This is a genomic window from Brevibacillus sp. BC25, assembly GCF_000282075.1.
Classification (GTDB): Bacteria; Bacillota; Bacilli; order Brevibacillales; family Brevibacillaceae; genus Brevibacillus.
This window is the reverse complement of the sequence record NZ_AKIX01000110.1, coordinates 69655-88262: the sequence shown is the minus strand read 5'-3', so window position 1 is coordinate 88262 and position 18608 is coordinate 69655. Positions and strand designations below refer to the sequence as shown.

General features: G+C 48.3%; 17 protein-coding genes and 1 riboswitch. Of the genes, 16 read left to right on the top strand and 1 reads right to left on the bottom strand.

Annotated elements, in window-relative coordinates:
- The first annotated feature begins 73 nt into the window (after positions 1 to 73).
- From spoIIP to PMI05_RS24540, 7 genes are all read left to right on the top strand, one after another.
- The gene (gene spoIIP, locus PMI05_RS24570) at positions 74 to 1252 is read left to right on the top strand and encodes a stage II sporulation protein P (RefSeq protein ID WP_007727742.1); all 1179 of its coding nucleotides are present in this window, start codon (positions 74 to 76) and stop codon (positions 1250 to 1252) included.
- A gap of 5 nt (positions 1253 to 1257) precedes the next feature.
- On the top strand, positions 1258 to 1566 hold the full coding sequence (locus PMI05_RS24565) for a YqxA family protein (RefSeq protein WP_007727739.1): 309 nt from the start codon (positions 1258 to 1260) through the stop codon (positions 1564 to 1566).
- Positions 1567 to 1879: 313 nt separating this feature from the next.
- Positions 1880 to 2848: an ABC transporter ATP-binding protein gene (locus PMI05_RS24560; RefSeq protein WP_007727737.1), complete on the top strand. Its 969-nt coding sequence runs from the start codon at positions 1880 to 1882 to the stop codon at positions 2846 to 2848.
- Between the two features lie 18 nt (positions 2849 to 2866).
- Positions 2867 to 3838, top strand: coding sequence for an ABC transporter ATP-binding protein (locus PMI05_RS24555; protein ID WP_007727736.1), 972 nt, complete (start codon positions 2867 to 2869; stop codon positions 3836 to 3838).
- A gap of 112 nt (positions 3839 to 3950) precedes the next feature.
- Positions 3951 to 5603, top strand: coding sequence for an ABC transporter substrate-binding protein (locus PMI05_RS24550; RefSeq protein ID WP_007727734.1), 1653 nt, complete (start codon positions 3951 to 3953; stop codon positions 5601 to 5603).
- Positions 5604 to 5695: 92 nt separating this feature from the next.
- Complete coding sequence (locus tag PMI05_RS24545; protein WP_007727732.1) at positions 5696 to 6706, top strand: ABC transporter permease; 1011 nt, start codon at positions 5696 to 5698, stop codon at positions 6704 to 6706.
- 16 nt (positions 6707 to 6722) lie between these two features.
- Complete coding sequence (locus PMI05_RS24540; RefSeq protein WP_007727729.1) at positions 6723 to 7628, top strand: ABC transporter permease; 906 nt, start codon at positions 6723 to 6725, stop codon at positions 7626 to 7628.
- Positions 7629 to 7686: 58 nt separating this feature from the next.
- Here PMI05_RS24540 and PMI05_RS24535 read toward each other — a convergent pair whose 3' ends face one another.
- Positions 7687 to 8457, bottom strand: coding sequence for an alpha/beta fold hydrolase (locus PMI05_RS24535; protein ID WP_039961325.1), 771 nt, complete (start codon positions 8455 to 8457; stop codon positions 7687 to 7689).
- A gap of 124 nt (positions 8458 to 8581) precedes the next feature.
- Here PMI05_RS24535 and PMI05_RS24530 point away from each other — a divergent pair, with 124 nt between their 5' ends.
- From PMI05_RS24530 to PMI05_RS24490, 9 genes are all read left to right on the top strand, one after another.
- On the top strand, positions 8582 to 9673 hold the full coding sequence (locus tag PMI05_RS24530; protein WP_007727724.1) for a Xaa-Pro peptidase family protein: 1092 nt from the start codon (positions 8582 to 8584) through the stop codon (positions 9671 to 9673).
- Between the two features lie 16 nt (positions 9674 to 9689).
- Positions 9690 to 9890: riboswitch (cobalamin riboswitch) on the top strand.
- Positions 9891 to 10058: 168 nt separating this feature from the next.
- Positions 10059 to 11078 carry an ABC transporter substrate-binding protein gene (locus PMI05_RS24525; protein WP_193375279.1) on the top strand — a complete coding sequence of 340 codons (1020 nt, stop codon included), beginning with the start codon at positions 10059 to 10061 and terminating at the stop codon, positions 11076 to 11078.
- A 69-nt stretch (positions 11079 to 11147) separates the two neighbouring features.
- Positions 11148 to 12161 carry an iron ABC transporter permease gene (locus PMI05_RS24520; RefSeq protein WP_039961300.1) on the top strand — a complete coding sequence of 338 codons (1014 nt, stop codon included), beginning with the start codon at positions 11148 to 11150 and terminating at the stop codon, positions 12159 to 12161.
- Positions 12158 to 12970: an ABC transporter ATP-binding protein gene (locus tag PMI05_RS24515; protein ID WP_007727716.1), complete on the top strand. Its 813-nt coding sequence runs from the start codon at positions 12158 to 12160 to the stop codon at positions 12968 to 12970. The genes PMI05_RS24520 and PMI05_RS24515 overlap by 4 nt, the downstream gene beginning before the upstream one ends.
- Positions 12971 to 13153: 183 nt before the next feature.
- A complete protein-coding gene (locus tag PMI05_RS24510; RefSeq protein ID WP_007727714.1) occupies positions 13154 to 13621 on the top strand; it encodes a RidA family protein in 468 nt (155 codons plus the stop codon).
- A 1-nt stretch (position 13622) separates the two neighbouring features.
- Entirely contained in the window at positions 13623 to 14273 is a 651-nt protein-coding gene (locus PMI05_RS24505) for a transcriptional regulator (RefSeq protein ID WP_007727712.1), read from the top strand.
- Between the two features lie 22 nt (positions 14274 to 14295).
- Positions 14296 to 15339, top strand: coding sequence for a dipeptidase (locus PMI05_RS24500; protein ID WP_007727709.1), 1044 nt, complete (start codon positions 14296 to 14298; stop codon positions 15337 to 15339).
- Between the two features lie 24 nt (positions 15340 to 15363).
- On the top strand, positions 15364 to 17538 hold the full coding sequence (locus PMI05_RS24495; RefSeq protein ID WP_007727708.1) for a CocE/NonD family hydrolase: 2175 nt from the start codon (positions 15364 to 15366) through the stop codon (positions 17536 to 17538).
- 6 nt (positions 17539 to 17544) lie between these two features.
- On the top strand, positions 17545 to 18558 hold the full coding sequence (locus PMI05_RS24490) for a methyltransferase domain-containing protein (RefSeq protein ID WP_007727704.1): 1014 nt from the start codon (positions 17545 to 17547) through the stop codon (positions 18556 to 18558).
- Positions 18559 to 18608: the final 50 nt, after the last annotated feature.

The following is an 18608-nucleotide window of genomic DNA, read 5'->3' as shown; positions in this document are numbered from 1 at the left end:
GCTAAAGCATAGACAAGCGCGAGGGGAAGTTCTCCCGACGTGCAACCATGCAACTGCTAGAGGAGTGAGACAGATGGCGACCCTCATTCAACGCCAATTCGTTGTTCTTTCCTTTATAACTGCCTTCCTGTTTGTCATGACAGGAGTGCTTTCGCTCGGCGGGAACCGAATCGCAATTTCTTCCTCCGCCATTCAACAGGCCGCTTCTCATATTTCCAGTCTGGCGATTTTGGGGTGGATGGGGCAGGAAATTCCGGTTTTGTCCGAAACGGTGCAAGCACAGGCTGATGATCGCACGAATAGCGTAACGGGTTTTCTCTTTCGATTGGCAACCAATATACAGCCGGGAGACTTGCGCAGCTTGCTAGGCAGGGAGCTCCCAGGGATGGTGACGACAGAGGATGCCAGGTTTGTCGTACAGGGAAAAGGAGCTTCTCTCGCAGATTTTTATTTGGAGTATCCCGCCCATCCGAGACAGGTAGCGGATCAATCGCAAGTAGTTCCGATCGTAGAGCCAAAGCCGGAGGATACCACGAAGTCAGGCGAAACAAAGCCAGCTCCTGTGCCCAATTCAGTTACGAATGGCAAAAAAATCGTTTACGTCTACAATTCGCACAATCGGGAATCGTGGTTTAGTGAGACGAAGCCAGTAGGAACCTCCGTCGATCATCCTACGAGAAATATATCGTTAATCAGCAAGTATTTATCAGAAGCGTTGAATGACAGAGGAATTGGTTCAGACGTGAGCACCGACGACATCTATCAGGAGCTGTTGAACAAAAAAATGCATTACTCCTTCTCCTACGCGGAATCTTTGCAAGTGGTCAAAGCCGCAACGGAGAAAAACAAGGAACTGTACTACTTCTTCGATCTACATCGAGACACAGCGCCAAGAGATCGTACGACGGTCACGATCAAAGGAAAAACGTATGGAAGAGTATTGTTCGTCATCGGAAAAAGAAACAAAAGCTACGAAAAAAATGAGGCATTTGCAACAGAGCTTCATGAGTTGATGGAAAAAATGTACCCAGAGCTTTCACGTGGCGTGATGGAAAAAGGCGCAAAAACGGATCATGGCGAGTATAATCAGTCCCTCTCCCCGGGAAGCCTGTTAATAGAAATAGGTGGTACGGAAAACAGCGTGCAGGAAAGCAAGAATACGGCAGAAGCATTGGCTGATGTTTTCGCAGCCTATTATCAGCAAGCTGAAAAAGTAGGCAAAACAGTTTCTGACGAGCCTGCAAAGAGGTGACGGGCATGAACGTGACGATGAAGCTGACTGGACTGTTAATCATCTTGCTGGTCGGGGTAGTTTTGGGATTGCAAACGGCTGAGCGTGGAATATCCAAAGTGAGTGGAGTGCCTGAGGGGCAGGCGCAAACCTTTTCCATCAAAAAAGTGGACCAAGGGCAAGTAGAGATCGCGGTAATGGGCAAGCAGGTTCAGACAGCCAACCCGAAGGAAATGGTCAACTACGTCAGTCGGATTGGGTTGACTTTGGGGGGAAGCATTAAAAGTGGGGCGCAGAGTTTTGTCGATTGGGTTGGGAGTTTTTTTGAACCGTGAAAATGGTTTATGCGCAAAAAGAAGGGGTGCAGAAAGCCCCAGTGACAAAAGACCCGTACAAGCGGGTCTTTTGCATGCGACCACAGATGTTTCACTCAATCTGCTTAAACAGTGCAAGTGAGGCTACATCAACAATGAAAGGGCTATCATAAATTTCTTTTACATAATTTTTAAACGGGAGTCAAATATTCTTTTTAATCAGTAAAGAGGTAATAGTTTGAATTTATTGTGTTGCGAAAAAATTGAATAAATGTCATAATGTCTACGTAAAGGTCTATTTTGGAAGTATATATCGGTGAGAGAGGTGAGCCACGTGTCACATCCTGTCCTACAAATTGAAAACCTGCAAACGCACTTTTTCACGGACCGCGGCCAAATCCCTGCCGTTGATGGCGTGACGATCACGGTACAAAAAGGAGAAGTAGTCGGTATCGTAGGCGAATCCGGCTGCGGAAAGAGCGTTACCTCCCTTTCCGTTATGAAGCTAGTACCCAATCCCCCAGGGAGAATCGTGGGAGGTTCGATTAAATTCAAGGGGGAGGACCTCGTATCTGTCGATGAAAAGCGAATGAGAGACATCCGCGGGAATGAAATTGCGATGATCTTTCAGGAGCCGATGACGTCGTTAAATCCGGTGTTTACGATTGGAGACCAGATAGGAGAATCAGTCCGATTACATACGAAGGCGAGCAAAAAGGACGCAAGAGCACGTGCCATTGAGATGTTGAAAAAAGTCGGAATTCCTCGAGCGGAAGCCATCGTCGATGAATACCCGCACCAGCTTTCCGGGGGCATGAGGCAGCGTGTCATGATTGCGATGGCAATGGCTTGCAATCCAGCGCTTTTGATTGCAGACGAGCCTACTACCGCGCTCGACGTGACGATTCAAGCGCAGATTTTGGACCTGATGCGTCAACTCAACCGGGAAGCAGACACAGCCATTCTCCTCATTACCCACGACCTTGGGGTTGTTGCGGAAATGTGTCATCGCGTCGTGGTGATGTACGCAGGCAACGTGATTGAACAAGGCGATGTTCGTACGATCTTAAAAAATCCGAAGCATCCTTATACGATCGGCTTGTTGAATTCGTTGCCGAAGCTGGAAGAATCACAGGAGCGTCTCTATTCAATTCCAGGCAACGTCCCGATTCCGGGTTCGCTTACTGTCGGATGCCGTTTTGCACCTAGATGCGATAAAGTATCAGACCGATGCCGCAGTGAGATGCCAGAATTAAAAGTGGTAGGGGACAATCACCTTTCCCGCTGCTGGCTGACCGAATAACCCGAGAGGAGCATGCAGGTGGCTGAAGATCTTCTGATCGTAAAAAATTTGAAAAAATACTACCCAATCACAGGCGGTGTTCTTGGAGGGGAAGTAGGTGTAGTAAAGGCGGTAGATGATGTATCGTTTACCGTTAAGAGTGGAGAAACTTTGGGGCTGGTAGGTGAGAGCGGCTGTGGAAAGTCCACGACGGGACGTTCCTTGCTACGGCTGATTGAACCAACTTCCGGTGAAATCAACTTTGACGGGACAGATGTCATGTCGCTTTCCACAGATGCGATGAGAAAGATGCGACGTGACATGCAAATTGTCTTTCAGGACCCGTTTGCTTCACTTAACCCTAGACATAATATTGAGAAAATTTTGGAAGAGCCCTTGATTGTACATGGTTTGGGTTCTTCGGCAGAGCGAAAAAAGCGCGTGCAGGAAATGTTGGAGATCGTTGGACTGAGCAGCTATCACGCGAGCCGCTATCCGCATCAATTCAGCGGAGGACAAAGACAGCGGATCGGCATTGCGAGAGCGCTGATGCTCAAGCCCAAATTGATCGTTGCGGATGAGCCTGTGTCTGCACTGGACGTGTCCATTCAGTCGCAGGTGCTCAATCTCATGCAGGATTTGCAACGCGAATTCGGCCTTACATACTTGTTCATTGCCCACGATTTGAGTGTAGTGCGTCATATCAGTGATCGGGTAGGCGTGATGTACCTGGGCAGAATTGTCGAGCTGACGACGAGTAGCCAATTGTATTCCAATCCGCTCCATCCGTATACGAAAGCACTACTGTCGGCGGTACCTTCGCCAGACCCTGATGCGGTACGAGAAAGAGTTATCCTCCAGGGAGATGTGCCGAGCCCTGCCAAACCTCCAAGTGGCTGTACATTCCATACGAGGTGTCCCCATGTAACAGAGGAGTGCCGTACTGTGCGACCAGAATTTGCGGACACAGGCGACAGTCACTTTGTTGCTTGTCACTTATACAAGTCCTAATCGACAAAAGGGAGTCTTGTAAAGGGGGGATGCAAAGCAGGAGGTATTGTATCGACCGACCATCTACCAAAAAGGAACATGCGAACATTATTAGAAAAAGGGGGATGTTTTCATGAAGAAGAGGGTTCTCTCCGCAACCATGACCAGCCTAGTAGCGCTGGCCATGCTGATTGCTGGATGCTCTAGCACTACGACACAAGCGCCGGCAGAACAACCAAAGACAGAAACTCCGGCACCTGCAACTGAGCCTGCAAAAACTGGACCGAAGCAATTAATCGTCGGTCGCGGTGCAGACACAAAAGGGCTTGACCCAATCACGCAAACAGATGGTGAGACATTTAAGGTAACAGAGAACGTTATGGATACATTGATTGGCTTCGCGGATGGTTCAACAGAGCTTGCTCCATCGTTGGCTGATAAATGGGAAGTATCTCCTGATGGTCTCGTTTATACGCTGACACTGAAATCAGGTGTGAAATTCCACGATGGAACGGATTTCAATGCAGAGGCGGTCAAATACAACTTTGAGCGCTGGAGCGACAAGAGCCATCCACAGCATTCACCAGAGGGCTTCGAGTATTACATCAGCCAATTCGGTGGATACAAAGGTGACGCGAACCACATTATCAAATCTGTGGAAGCAGTCGATCCTACCACTGTAAAATTCACCTTGACTCGTCCATTGGCTCCATTCCTTGCTAACCTTGCGATGTCTCCTTTCGCGATTGGTTCTCCTGAAGCATTGAAAAAGGATGTTAAGAAATTCAATGAGCACCCAATCGGTACAGGGCCTTTCAAATTCGTAGAGTGGAAGCGCAACGACACGATCACGCTCGAGAAAAACCCTGATTACTGGAACCAAGGATATCCGAAGCTGGATAAATTGGTATTTAAGGTCATTCCGGAAAATACGGCACGTCTGACTGCTTTGGCATCTGGTGAGATCGACATGATGGATGGTCTGAACACAGATGATATCCCAGCAGTCAAAGACAACAAAGACCTGCAACTCTTCCTGCGTCCTACTAATAACATTGGGTACATTGGCTTTAACGTAGAGAAGAAGCCACTCGACAATCCAAAAGTTCGTGAAGCCATTGCTTATGCAATTAACAAACCTGAAATCGTAACAGCCTTCTTCGATGGGGTTGGAGAACCAGCAGTCAACCCAATGCCAAAAACCATGTGGGGACATAACAACGATATTAAAGATCGTGAGTTCAACCTCGATAAAGCGAAACAATTGCTGGCGGAAGCAGGACATCCAAACGGTTTCAAAATCAAGTTCTGGGCAATGCCAGTTCCACGTCCGTACATGCCAGAAGGTGTGAAGATTGCAGAAGCAATCCAGCAAGACCTGAAGAAAATCGGGATTGATGCTGAGATCGTGACGATGGAATGGGCAACGTACTTGGAAAAGACTCGTTTGGGTGAACAAGAAATGTTCATGCTTGGTTGGACAGGTGACAATGGTGACCCTGACAACTTCTTGGCTGTTTTGCTCGACAAAAACAGCATTGGCAGCAACAACTATACACGCTGGGCAAACGACGAAGCTTCTCAATTGATGATGAAAGCTCAGTCCACTCCAGTGCAAGCAGAGCGTGAAAAAATGTACAAACAAGTACAAGAGATCATTTTCAAAGACGTGCCAATGGTTCCGCTGGCACACTCTACACCAGCATTGGCAGGAAAAGCGAATATCGTAGATTACAACCCGCATCCAAAAGGGACTGAAAGTTTGGAAAAGGTAGATTTCAAGTAAGCTGATTCATAGTAAAAGGGTAAGAGGAGTGCATACCTCTTCTTACCCTCCTTTCATTATCTAGCGATTATTTTATGCAGGAAGGCGAGGAGATGGCATTGCTAGCTTACAGCATTCGAAGAATTTTAATGCTCATTCCTGTCTTAGTGGGCATGTCAATCATCGTTTTTTCCATTATTCGTGCCATCCCTGGTGATCCGGCTTTGACGATTTTGGGAGAAAAGGCAACACCACAAGCGATTGCAGACATACGAGAAGCATTGGGATTGAATAATCCGTGGTACATACAGTATTTCGATTATATGAAAAATATTTTGAGCGGAAATCTTGGGGAATCATTGCAAACGAATGCGCCGATTTCAGATGAAATCATGCCTTATTTGGCGGCGACGACTGAACTTACAATTGTGAGCATGCTGATTGCGGTGTTTATCGGTGTAAATGCAGGGATTCTTTCTGCGTGGAAGCAAAACTCCTGGTTTGACTACAGTGCGATGTTGATCGCCTTGGTTGGTGTATCCATGCCAATTTTTTGGCTAGGTTTGATGGAGCAGTGGGTGTTTGCCCAAGAACTGAAATGGCTGCCATCAGTTGGTCGCGACAATTCGCGTAATCCCGTAGAGGCCATTACGCACTTTTATATACTGGATACGATGATCGCTGGTCAGTGGGATCAGCTATGGGAAGTCATCAAGCATTTGATCCTGCCAGGAATCGCGTTAGGTACGATTCCAATGGCGATTATTGCGCGCATCACTCGTTCGAGCATGCTGGAAGTCATGCGTGCCGACTATGTCAGAACCGCTCGTGCAAAAGGTCTGACACAGTTTTGGGTCGTGTACAAGCATGCGCTGAAAAATGCGATGATCCCTGTCTTGACGGTAATTGGTTTGCAAACCGGATTGCTGTTGGGTGGAGCCGTTTTGACAGAGACGATCTTCGGATGGCCAGGTGTCGGTCGTTATATTGTGACCGCCATTGGAAACCGTGACTATCCGGTTATCCAATCCGGTATCCTTGTGATCGCGACGATTTTCGTCCTGATCAACCTCTTGGTCGACCTTCTGTACGCCTATATCGATCCACGCATCAAATATCGCTAAGGAGGGACGAAGAGAGATGGCACAACCACAATTACAACCACAAGCACAGGTAGTACCTTTAAAAGTGAAGCAAGAAGAAGTAGTCTCTCCTTGGAAGGATGCATGGAGGACGCTACGAAAAAACAAGCTGGCGCTGGTGGGCTTCGGGATTATTTTGTTTTTCATTGTTGTGGCGGTTTTAGCTCCATGGATCGCTCCGTATCCGTACGACGAAGGCCAGCTCGTAATGAAAAACAAGCCACCTTCCGAAGAGCATTGGTTTGGAACAGATTACAATGGGCGCGATGTGTTTAGTCGCGTTATTTATGGGGCACAAATCTCCTTGTGGGTAGGGACGTTCTCCGTCATTGGCTCCGTTCTCGCAGGGACCTTGCTCGGTCTTTTGGCAGGATATTATGGCAGATGGATCGATACGATCATTTCGCGTCTCTTTGATATTATGCTTGCCTTTCCGAGTATTCTTTTGGCGATTGCCGTTGTTGCCATCTTGGGGCCTTCTTTGCAAAACGCCTTGATTGCGATTGCGATTATTAACATTCCGACATTTGGTCGCTTGGTACGTGCCCGCGTATTGAGCTTGAAGGAAGAAGAATTCGTCATGGCCGCACGGGCAATCGGGATGAAAAATTCCCGGATTATCATGCAGCATATTTTGCCGAACAGCCTTGCACCAATCATTGTGACTGGGACGATGGGGATCGCCACAGCGATTATCGAAGCAGCTGCACTTGGCTTTCTCGGACTGGGAGCACAAGCGCCAGAACCGGAATGGGGAAAAATGCTTGCTGATTCACGTCAGTACATTCAGAAAGCACCATGGACTGTTATTTTTCCGGGGCTCTCTATCATGCTGACAGTTCTCGGCTTTAACTTAATCGGGGACGGCTTGCGCGATGCACTAGACCCGCGGATGAAGAGCTAGTCCAATCGCAAAAAGACAGAAGGGGGTGGAGGTGCCCGGCCTTCTGTCTTTTCTTGTTTTACCCTTCTTCTATGAAGGTGCGGCACAACTGATTGAAAGCAGGAGCAGCTTTTGTGATGACCTGATGCTTCACGTTAGGAATCATCTCGAGTTTTGCTTTTGGTAATTTCATGGTAAGCATCTGCGCATAATGGTGCATCCGTTGATCTTGTTCGCCATAGGCAAGTAAAATCGGGAGCTGGATGTTGCCCAGACGCTCCGTACATCGATAATGATGTCCGGCAGCGTAAAGGTATTTCAGGTTAGTGGGATCAGTTTTGGAGGCGTGAGCCGTCCATTTTTCACGCATTTCTGGGTCATTGACATGTGAGGAAGCAATCGAACGGGCAAGAAGAGGAACTCCGTGAAGCATCGACAACGCCTGCCCCATCCAAAACCGTCCATGTAAATACAGGTCATTCACTTCGGAAAAACCGCTCACGAGTATACCGCCTTGTGCATGATCAGGAAATCGAAGACAATATTCAAGGGCGATAGAAGCACCTTGGGAGTACCCCAAAATAAAGGGACGTTCAATGCCGAGCGACGGGATCAGCTTATGGAGCTGTTCTGCCAGCTCACCAATGGAAAAGGGCTTCTCCATCGGTGAACTGTCGCCGTGTCCGGGCAAATCAGGGACAATGAGCTGATATGTATCTGCGAGTGTTTGCTGATAAACAAAATTGAGAGAGCCGATACATGGCGCATGGATACACAATAACGGCTTGCCTTTTCCCGATATGTGAAAAGCAAACTGCTTGCCATCCTGATGAACGAGTATTTGTTCCATTTTCGTTTTCACCCCACCCTTAGGTTGTCCGATACGATGTAGATTTTTCAATTGAAGTCTTCTTTTTTTGATGGGGAAGTGGTATTCTCGCAATAGAATAATTGGTGAAAGCAGGGTGAAGAAGTTGTTTCAAGAGCGCATTTCGAAGCTCCACACGTTTTTGACAGAGCAAGAGCTGAACGCGGTGTTGATTACCTCTCCCAAGCACGTCTACTATTTGACCGGATTTTTTACAGACCCGCATGAACGTTTTATGGGTCTCGTTATTCCTGCTGAGGGCAAACCTTCTTTAATTGTACCTGCTCTTGATCGTGAGGCAGCGGCAGAGGCTTCGTTCGTTCAAGATATCCATACACATACGGATATCCAAAACCCGTATGAAATCCTCAAGCAAGTATTGCCAGCGAACTTGACGAAGCTCGGTATTGAGAAAAGTCATATGACTGTCGAGCGCTATGAAGCACTTGGACAAGTTGTTCTGGCGTCGAGCTATGTGGACGTGGAAGAGCCACTTCGTGAAATGCGTTTGATCAAATCCGCGGATGAAGTGGATCGTCTGAAGCATGCTGTTCAGTTGGTCGAAGATTCCTTGCGGGAGACCCTGAAAAAAGTCAAGACAGGTATGACCGAGACGGAAATCGTAGCTGAGCTGGAATTCCAGATGAAGCGCTTGGGTGCGGAAGGTCCATCCTTTACATCCATGGTATTGGCAGGGGAGAAGTCGGCACTGCCACACGGGAAACCAGGAACGCGCCAGGTCCAAGAAGGCGACTTGCTTTTGTTTGATATCGGGGTAGCAGCGAACGGATATGTATCCGATATTACTCGTACCTTTGCTGTAGGAGAGATCAGTGCCCAGCTACAAGAAATTTACGAGACGGTATTGGCTGCCAACGAAGCGGCAATTGCTGAGATTCGTCCGGGTGTGACCTTTGCGCATTTGGATAAAACTGCTCGCGATGTCATCACTGCAAAAGGCTACGGAGAATACTTCATGCACCGTCTGGGGCATGGACTTGGGATGGATGTACATGAATATCCATCTGTTCACAGCCAGAACCAAGAAGTGCTTCGTCCAGGGATGGTCTTTACGATCGAGCCAGGCATCTATCTGCCAGGTGTAGGCGGAGTGCGGATTGAAGACGATGTATTGGTTACGGAAACGGGCGTTGAAATTCTCACGCAGTTCCCGAAAAAACTGACTTCTATCAACTAATGAATAAATCGTAAAAATTGAATACGTATCGAATGGTGCTGGATGGCATATGCCGTCAGCTTAAAAGGGAAGTCCGGTGAGAAGCCGGCGCGGTCCCGCCACTGTAACGAGGAGCGCCTAGCGTGTAGCCACTGTTTTTTGCGAGACGAAAAATGGGAAGGTAGCTGGGTGTGTTGATCCGTAAGCCAGGAGACCTGCCATGCGATCATTTACAATCGACCCACGAGGATGGGGCAGATGTGGAAGCAGTCTATGAAAGGGCACTTTGTGCCTGCTTATAGCTACATCTACGTTTGTCATGCACCTCCCGATTGAAATGGGGGGTGCTTTTTTTGTAGAGGATTTCGTTCAACCCATCATATACATACAGAAAAGGGGATTTCAGGTGTTTAAGGCAAACAAATCACATACAGTAATGAAAGGACTAGCTTTCGGTATCATGACAGCTGCCATGCTTTTGGTTTCGGCATGCGGCTCCACTACGACAACACAAGCTCCAGCCAAAATAGAACAAACAGCTGCTCCAGCAGCAGAAGGCAAGCCAGTAACACTCACCAATAATGGTATCGAAATGACCTATCCAACAGCACCTGAGCGTGCCGTGACATTGAACCAACACGTCACCGAAATTATGCTGACATTGGGCCTTGCTGATAAAATGGTCGGAACCGCTTACCTAGACGATGAAATCCTTCCAGAGTTAAAAGCAGATTACGACAAGATTCCGGTACTGTCTGATAAGTATCCAACCAAAGAAGTGTTGATGGCAGCGAACCCAGACTTCGTGTACGCCGGATGGAAAAGTGGATTCGGAGAAAAAGGTGTAGGATCGATGCAGGATTTGGAAAAGCTCGGCATCAAATCTTACCTGCAAGCGTCATCTAGCATTCCTGGACCGACAATCGACGATGTGTTTGCAGACATTACGAATATTGGACGCATTTTCCGTGTGGAAGACAAAGCCAATGATTTGATCAACAAAATGAAGAGTGAAATGGACCAAACGCTTAGTAAAATTGGCAAGGTGGACGAGCCACTTAAGGTGTTCGTGTACGACAACGGGGAAGATAAACCATTCACAGCAGCCAACAACTACATGACGTCCTTAATCAAGACTGCTGGCGGTAAGAACATTTTTGATGACATTCAAAAGGGTTGGGCAGAGGTTAGTTGGGAACAAGTAGTGAGTCGCAATCCAGACGTAATTATTATCGTAGACTACGGTGATAGAACCGTTGAGCAAAAACGTAATTTTCTTTTGTCCAAAAAAGAACTGGCGGATATCCCGGCGATTAAAAATCAACAACTAATGGTATTGCCATTGTCTGCGGCTTCTGAAGGCGTTCGAGCACCGATTGCGCTGAAAATTTTGGCGGAAGGACTCTACCCGGATAAATTCAAATAAAGTACGCCCCTTTTAAGGGAGGGAATAGCACTGCAACAGATCAAGTTACCTTATATCATCATTACTCTACTGGTCGGACTCTTCCTCTCCATTACGTTCGCAGTTACCTTGGGATCAGTGGAGATTAAGCCGACAACGGTATGGAAAATCGCCTTATCAAAAATTCCGATGTTGACCCAGTGGATTGAGGTGGATTGGTCCAAAGGGGAGCAAACGATTATTTGGGATATTCGCTTTCCGCGTGTACTTTTGGGGGCGATCGTCGGCGCAGGTCTGTCTGTCGTGGGAGTAGCGATCCAGTCGTTGGTTCGCAACTCCCTGGCTGACCCGTATGTGTTAGGAGTATCTTCAGGTGCTTCGGTTGGAGCTACCTCGGTGATTATATTCGGAGCATTCAGCATGTACGGGCAGTATGCGCTATCTTTTGGCGCTTTTACAGGCTCCCTTGTGTCAATCATTCTTATTTTTACGCTATCCCGTATTGGAGGACAAAACTCGACGGTACGCCTGCTTATGGCTGGAATTGCGATATCTGCGATCTTGTCGGCCATTACCAGTCTCCTTGTTTTTTCAGCGCCGAATGAGCATGGAATTGGGACGGTCCTGTTTTGGTTAAGTGGTAGTTTGGCAGGCGGGAAATGGGAGTACCTGACGATCCCTACATTGATTGTCGTCATCTGTCTCATCATTTTAATGGCCCAATACCGCTCGCTCAATGCGATGCTGATGGGCGAGGAGTCAGCTGGGACATTGGGGGTTAATACGGTACAATTCCGCAAGCTTCTCCTGGTGATCACTGCACTGCTCACGGGGGTGATCGTGTCCATTGCGGGATCAATCGGTTTTGTTGGATTAATGATGCCCCACATCGTCCGTGTGATGGTCGGATCAGATCACAGACGTGTCCTGCCTGTCAGCGCTTTGTTTGGCGCGATATTTCTCATCTGGGTTGATGTAGTCGCCAGGCTCGCATTTGCACCGGAAGAGCTGCCGATTGGTATTTTGACAGCGCTGTGTGGAGGTCCATTCTTTATCTGGTTGATGTTGCGGAGTTCTTATTCCTTTGGAGGTAGCGGACGATGAATTTGTTGGTCGAGAATATATCGGTCGAACTGGAGAAAAAGGGAATCCTTCGAAACGTCAGTCTGGAGGTACGCTCCGGAGAGTTTGTGGGGCTGATCGGGCCGAATGGCAGCGGGAAGTCCACGTTGCTAAAAAGCATTTATCGCGTATTGAAGCCACGTTTGGGATGGATCTCACTTGATGGCGATGACGTGTATAAGTTAACCTCACGTCAAAACGCTCAGCGCATGGCGGCAGTACGGCAGGAGACCTCTGTTGAATTCGATTTTTCGGTAACCGAAATCGTGAATATGGGACGTGCTCCGCATAAACGGCTGTTTCAGTCCGATAACGCAGAAGACGTTCGAATTTGTGAAGAAGCACTTCAGCGGGTAGGGATGCATACATACGCTGATCGCAGTTTTTTCAGTTTATCGGGTGGGGAGAAACAGCGAGTACTGATTGCCAGAGCTTTGGTGCAGCAAGCCCAGTTTCTTGTCCTTGATGAACCGACGAATCATTTGGATGTTCGATACCAGTTGCAGGTGATGGATCTGGTCAAAAATCTTGGGATTACGGTCTTGTCCTCGTTGCATGATCTCAATATCGCAGCGATGTACTGTGATCGGCTGTACGTGATCTGTGAGGGGGAAATCGTTACATCGGGGACGCCAGAGGAAGTCTTGACACCCAATCTGATACGGGATGTTTTCGGAGTAGAGACAGAAGTGACGACGCATCCCATTACAGGCAAAAAACATGTGTATTTCTACTCGGAAGCGATCCGTGTGAAGCCATCTATCCAGAAGGTAATGAGTGGGGTCAACTGATAGGGTCGAGTTGAGTATCTTTGATTTTCATAAGAGGGGATGCCTAGTCGGCGTCCTTTTTTGTTAAGCGGACGGCATAAGGTTTTCAAATAATTTTTTATCATACAAAAAATTGTTGAAGATGAATTTGCAGAATAGTATGTTTAAAGAAAGGTATGCAATTGATGATGAGGTGATGGCCTTATGTCCAAAGTGGAACAACGATTAAAAGAGTTAGGGTATGAGTTGCCGCCAGTTCCTCCAACCATGGCGAATTATGTGTCATGTGTACAGACTGGCAATGTCATTTATACATCTGGTGCGGGGTGCTACGTAAATGGGAGCCCGATGTATCTGGGTAGGCTGGGAGCGGATGTGACGATCGAGCAGGGCTATGAGGCTGCAAAGGTCACGGTTCTTAATCTGCTAGCAATTTTGAAAAGCGAGATTGGTGATTTGGATCGAATCACACGGATTGTCAAGCTGTTCGCACTCGTCAGCAGCGCCCCTGATTTCTACGAGCAGCCGCGAGTGATTAATGGGGCTTCTGATTTTCTCATCGAAATTTTTGGTGAAGTGGGCAAGCATGCGAGAGCAGCAGCTGGGACATCTGTTCTTCCGTTTAACAACCCAATCGAAATTGAGATGATTGTGGAAGTGAACGAGGGGTAATATGAAAAACGTACATCCGATATTAGCAAGCTACATTCCGGTAGTAGAGGGACTGGCACGTACATTTGGCGAGCATTGTGAAGTGGTGTTACATGATCTGACAGGCGATATTTCCTCATCGATCATTGCTATTTCCAACGGCCATGTCAGTGGCAGGAAGATCGGTTCACCGGTAACGAATCTGGCACTGCAAGCTTTATGTACGGCGAAGGTCAGTGAAGAAGCTTTTGACCTCAACTACCGCAACGATACCATCAAAGGTAAACAGATCAAATCGAGCTCCATTTACATCAAGGATGAACAAGGAGAAGTCATTGGCAGTCTGTGCATCAATCTTGATATTACTCATCTCGCAATGGCGCAATCATTCATCGAATCGATGATGGTGATCCAAGACAAGCGTGAGGCAGAAAAAGCGGAAGAGAGCTTCGCTCCGACTGTCGGGACTTTAATGGAGCAAATGATAGAGGACTGCCTGAAACGGACAGGCAAACCAATCGCCCTGATGCAAAAAGAAGAGAAAATTCAATTTATCCACCAGCTGGATGAAATGGGTCTCTTTTTGATCAAAGGAGCCGTGCAATACGTCGCGGATTTGTTGGATATATCCAAATTCACGGTTTACAACTATCTCGATAAGAAAAATCCATAGAACAAGATGGGAGATGACCCGTATGACGGAAGTAACGAGAGAACAGGCGCGCAAATTTCATGACGGTGCTCACGTTCTAGATGGGCATTTTGATCTGCTGATGGATGTGGAGATTCAGCGTGGATACGGTCGAACCAAAATGATCGAGACGGAGTATTTGCCACGGTTCCAGAAGGGTGGCGTGCATTCCATCGTGGCAGCCGTGTTCGTAGAGGATGCGTTTGTACCAGAGATGAGTCTGCGCAAGGCGCTCAACCAGATCAGCGCTCTGCACGCAGAGGTGGCAGAGTCTCCCGAGCATATCGTCATCGCCAAAAATCTGGATGATTTGCAACGGGCAAGAGTAGAGCAAAAAGTATCGTTCATCCTGTCGTTGGAAGGGGCAGAGCCACTACATAACGACTTGAGTCTCTTGCGTGTCTTTTATAAGCTCGGAGTACGGATGATGGGGCTGGTTTGGAGTCGGCGCAACTTCGTTGGGGATGGCAGCTTTTTTGCACCGGTGCGCGAAGGGAAAAAAGGGGGCATCACCGATTTCGGTGTTCGTCTCATCGAGGAAGCGGAAAAGCTGGGCATCGTCATCGATGTGAGCCATTTGAATGACGAAGGGTTCTGGGACGTGATGGAAATCGCTAGAAAGCCAGTGATTGCTTCTCATTCCAACAGCCGAACAGTCGTGCCGGCGATGCGCAATTTGACAGATGAGCAGATCAAAGCGATTGCGGAAAAGGATGGGCTTGTCGGGCTGAATGCGTTTAGCATGTTCACAGCCACTAACAGCGCTGACGCAACTATCGAGAGACTGATTGATCATGTTGACTATATGAAAAAGCTTGTCGGTGCAAGGCACATCGGTATTGGCTTAGATCTGTGCGATGATTTGACGAAATATTTGCCCTTGGACAAGATTGCCAAAACAAAAGAAATGCCATTTGATGTAGTGAAAGGCCATGCGTCACTTCCGGAAATTACGCGTGAGCTGATGAAGCGCGGGTACACGGATGCAGAAATCGAAGGAATCTTGGGTGGTAATTTCCTTAGAGTGTATCAGGAAGTGTGGAAGTAGATCAGATAACAGGAGGAATGACGGATGGCACAGACTGGGCACAAACAAGCTTCATTTGGCTATTATCAATCCGGCATCAAGGTAGCTGATATACGCTTTGAGGATGGGGAAGTTTGGCATCGGGGCACAGGTTGGGATACGGGTGGTGCCGCTGAAGGTCTGTTTGCACAACTGGCTGAACGGGAAGCAGCCTATGAGTTGCCTCTCCTCACCCTGGCACAAAAGCTGCTCGAATGGGAGCAAATCGACTGGGAGAGCGATCAAGTCGTGTTTCCGGAAAGTGGAGGGCACTACCAACGCCACCTGTCCATCGAAGGAACAGGTCCCTCAGGGCAAAAGCAAGCGTGGATCTGGGCGGTGCGCGAAGCAGCGCAGCCAATTGACTTGATCATTTGTGAGAACGAAGTCATCGCTTTTGTGCTGACAGGTCGTGGCGATAGCGTTGTATTGGCTAAAACAGGGTGGGAGGATTTGACGCCGCTCAGGATGTGGCAGGACCCTCAGCTGTCCGAAGTTAACTACGGTGTACATCATTTGGGTAGGCATGATATAGAGATGAGAGATGGCATTCGTCTGGCGACCGAGGTTTGGCTACCCGCAGGTTTGACGGAAGGACAGCGAGTTCCAACTATTTTTATGCGCACTCCATATGGACGAATGGATGGCATTTTTCGCCGTTTACCCTTTGTAGCTCGCGGATATGCGCTGGTTGTTCAGGATACGCGGGGACGTGAAGATTCCGAGGGAGAGTGGATTCCACTCGTTCACGAGCGCAATGATGGAGACGACAGCCTCAACTGGATCGCGAGCCAGAAGTGGTCGGATGGAAACATCGGGATGCTCGGCGGCTCGTATGTCGGGTATGTGCAGTGGGCTGCGGCCGCAAGTGGAAATCCACATCTGAAGGCAATTTTCAGCTACGTGACAGTAGGGACACCATACGTGGACATCCCACGCAAAGGGGGAACGATTCTTGGTGGTTTGTCATGGATTTTCATGATGGCAGAGAAGCGTCGAAATGTCGCGGCTCTCTCTCGGGATGACTGGAGTGAGGTCATCAAGGTGCGCCCGATTAAGGAAATCCCGCAAAAAGTGCTGGGGAAAGAAATCCCGTTTTGGACAAAGTGGATGGAACATCCGGACGGAGACGAGTTCTGGGCTATGTCAGACTGGAAACGGCATGCCGATCAGGTAAACGTACCTGCACTTCTCGTATCCGGCTGGTATGACGACAACGGGATGGGGACGAGCGAATCGTGGGAAGTTGTCTCCCGAAATGTGCCAGGGCATGCCAGACTCATCTTGGGGCCGTGGTATCACAAGGCGAATACGACACGAGAAATCCATCATGTGCCCTTTGGAAACAACGCAATCCGCTACGATCTGGATGTGACACAGCTCCGCTGGTTTGACCGCTATTTAAAAGGAATAGAAAATGGCGTCGATCAAGAGCCGCGTGTTGAGTACTACATGGTGGGAGAAAACGAATGGAAGACCTCGCAGACTTGGCCGCCAGAGGAGACGACGCTGACGAATCTGTATCTGAGCAGTGGGGGAAACGCCAATACGAGCAGCGGAGATGGAACACTGACCCTGTCTATCCCAGGTGAACAGGCGGTGGATACATATGGCTATGACCCGCTAGACGCAACACCGTATCTGCTGGATTTGTCCGAGAATGAAAATAGCGTTCCTGAAAACTATCGTGATGTGGAAGAACGGGCAGATGTCCTTGTCTACACCTCAGAGCCATTGGAAGAGGAAGTCGTCATCGCGGGAGAAATCTCAGCTGTTATCTATGCATCCAGCTCAGCGCGTGATACAGATTGGCTGGTCCGGCTGTGTGATGTAGATGAGGAAGGCAATTCGATTCGTCTATCGGACGGGATTATTTGCGCACGCTATCGTCACTCATTCGAAGAGCCCGAGTTACTTGTTCCTGGGCAAATCGAATGCTATGAGATTCGCATGACTAAGATCGCCAATGTCTTCCGAAAAGGTCACTGCATTCGCGTCTCGGTTACTTCTGGCGCCGAGAACTTCTCATTCCCCAATCCGAATACAGGCAACGATCTGGCAACGGAAACCGAGACGCTCATCGCCTCGCAACGTGTCTATCATGACAGCCAGTATCCGAGTCATATCAAGCTCCCTCTCTTGCGTTCTGGGGGAAGCAAGCAATCTTCAGGAGGTATCTAAAGCATTATGACTATTTACAGTTGCAGAATATGCAAGTTCCGTTACGACGAGTGGCTAGGTGATACGAAAAATGGCGTCCCGCCCGGGGTGCCTTTTCCTCATTTAGCAGGCTCTGTGTGTACCGATTGTGGGATGAACGAGGAAGGTCGGCACTTGCCGCTTCCTGAAACGAAGTACACAAGCGTAGAAGCTACCTATTACGATCAATTTGCCGGGAAGGCCAGCATCGCTTTTTATCGAAACTGGTTGCTGCGAGAAGCGGAGCAATCACCAGTCTCCGTACTGGAGCTGGGTGTCGGAACAGGGAGAATTGCCATTGAGCTGGCACGGAATGACTTGTCAGTCTGCGGGATCGATTGGAGCCCGGATATGCTGGAGATGGCCTCCAAAAAGAAACGGCGCATGTTAAAAGGGAAAGAAGAACTGCTGGAGCTGGTAGAACAAAATATGTGGGAGCTGGAGCTTGATCGGCAATTTACGCATGTGCTTCTCCCAGAAGGGATTTTTCAGCAGGCCACCTGTAGAGACAAGCAACGTCAATTGCTTTCGGTCATCCACGATTACATAACGGAGGACGGAACCTTGGCAATTGACTTACTCTTGCCGCCAGTAAAAAATCAATGGACAACGATGCAACGCAAATTCGTTTTCCCGGACCGTATGGTATATCAAAAGGTAGAGGGTGAAACCTCGCTCTTGGATCAAAAGTTCCGCTACACGCTTACTTATGAGACTTTTCTTGATCAGATTGAGCAGCCGAGGTATCGTGTAGAGCGCGAGATGGCACTGCTTTTGCCTACAGAGCTTGAGCTGTTATTGGAAGGATCAGGCTTTCACGTCACTTATAGCAAAGAGAATGTATTCCACAAGAAAGACTTCGAGCCGATTCAAGCGGACGAGGGTTATGATATGGATCGTTGGCAGCATGGAGGGTATCCATTCGCTGAACCTGTAGGGACACCGGTTGGAGCTACTCGCTGGACGATTTTGGCGAAAAAAATATCTTCCTCCACTTTGTAACAAAACGTCTGCTGCTGCATCTAACCAGTATTAAGACGAGTGAAGGAGGT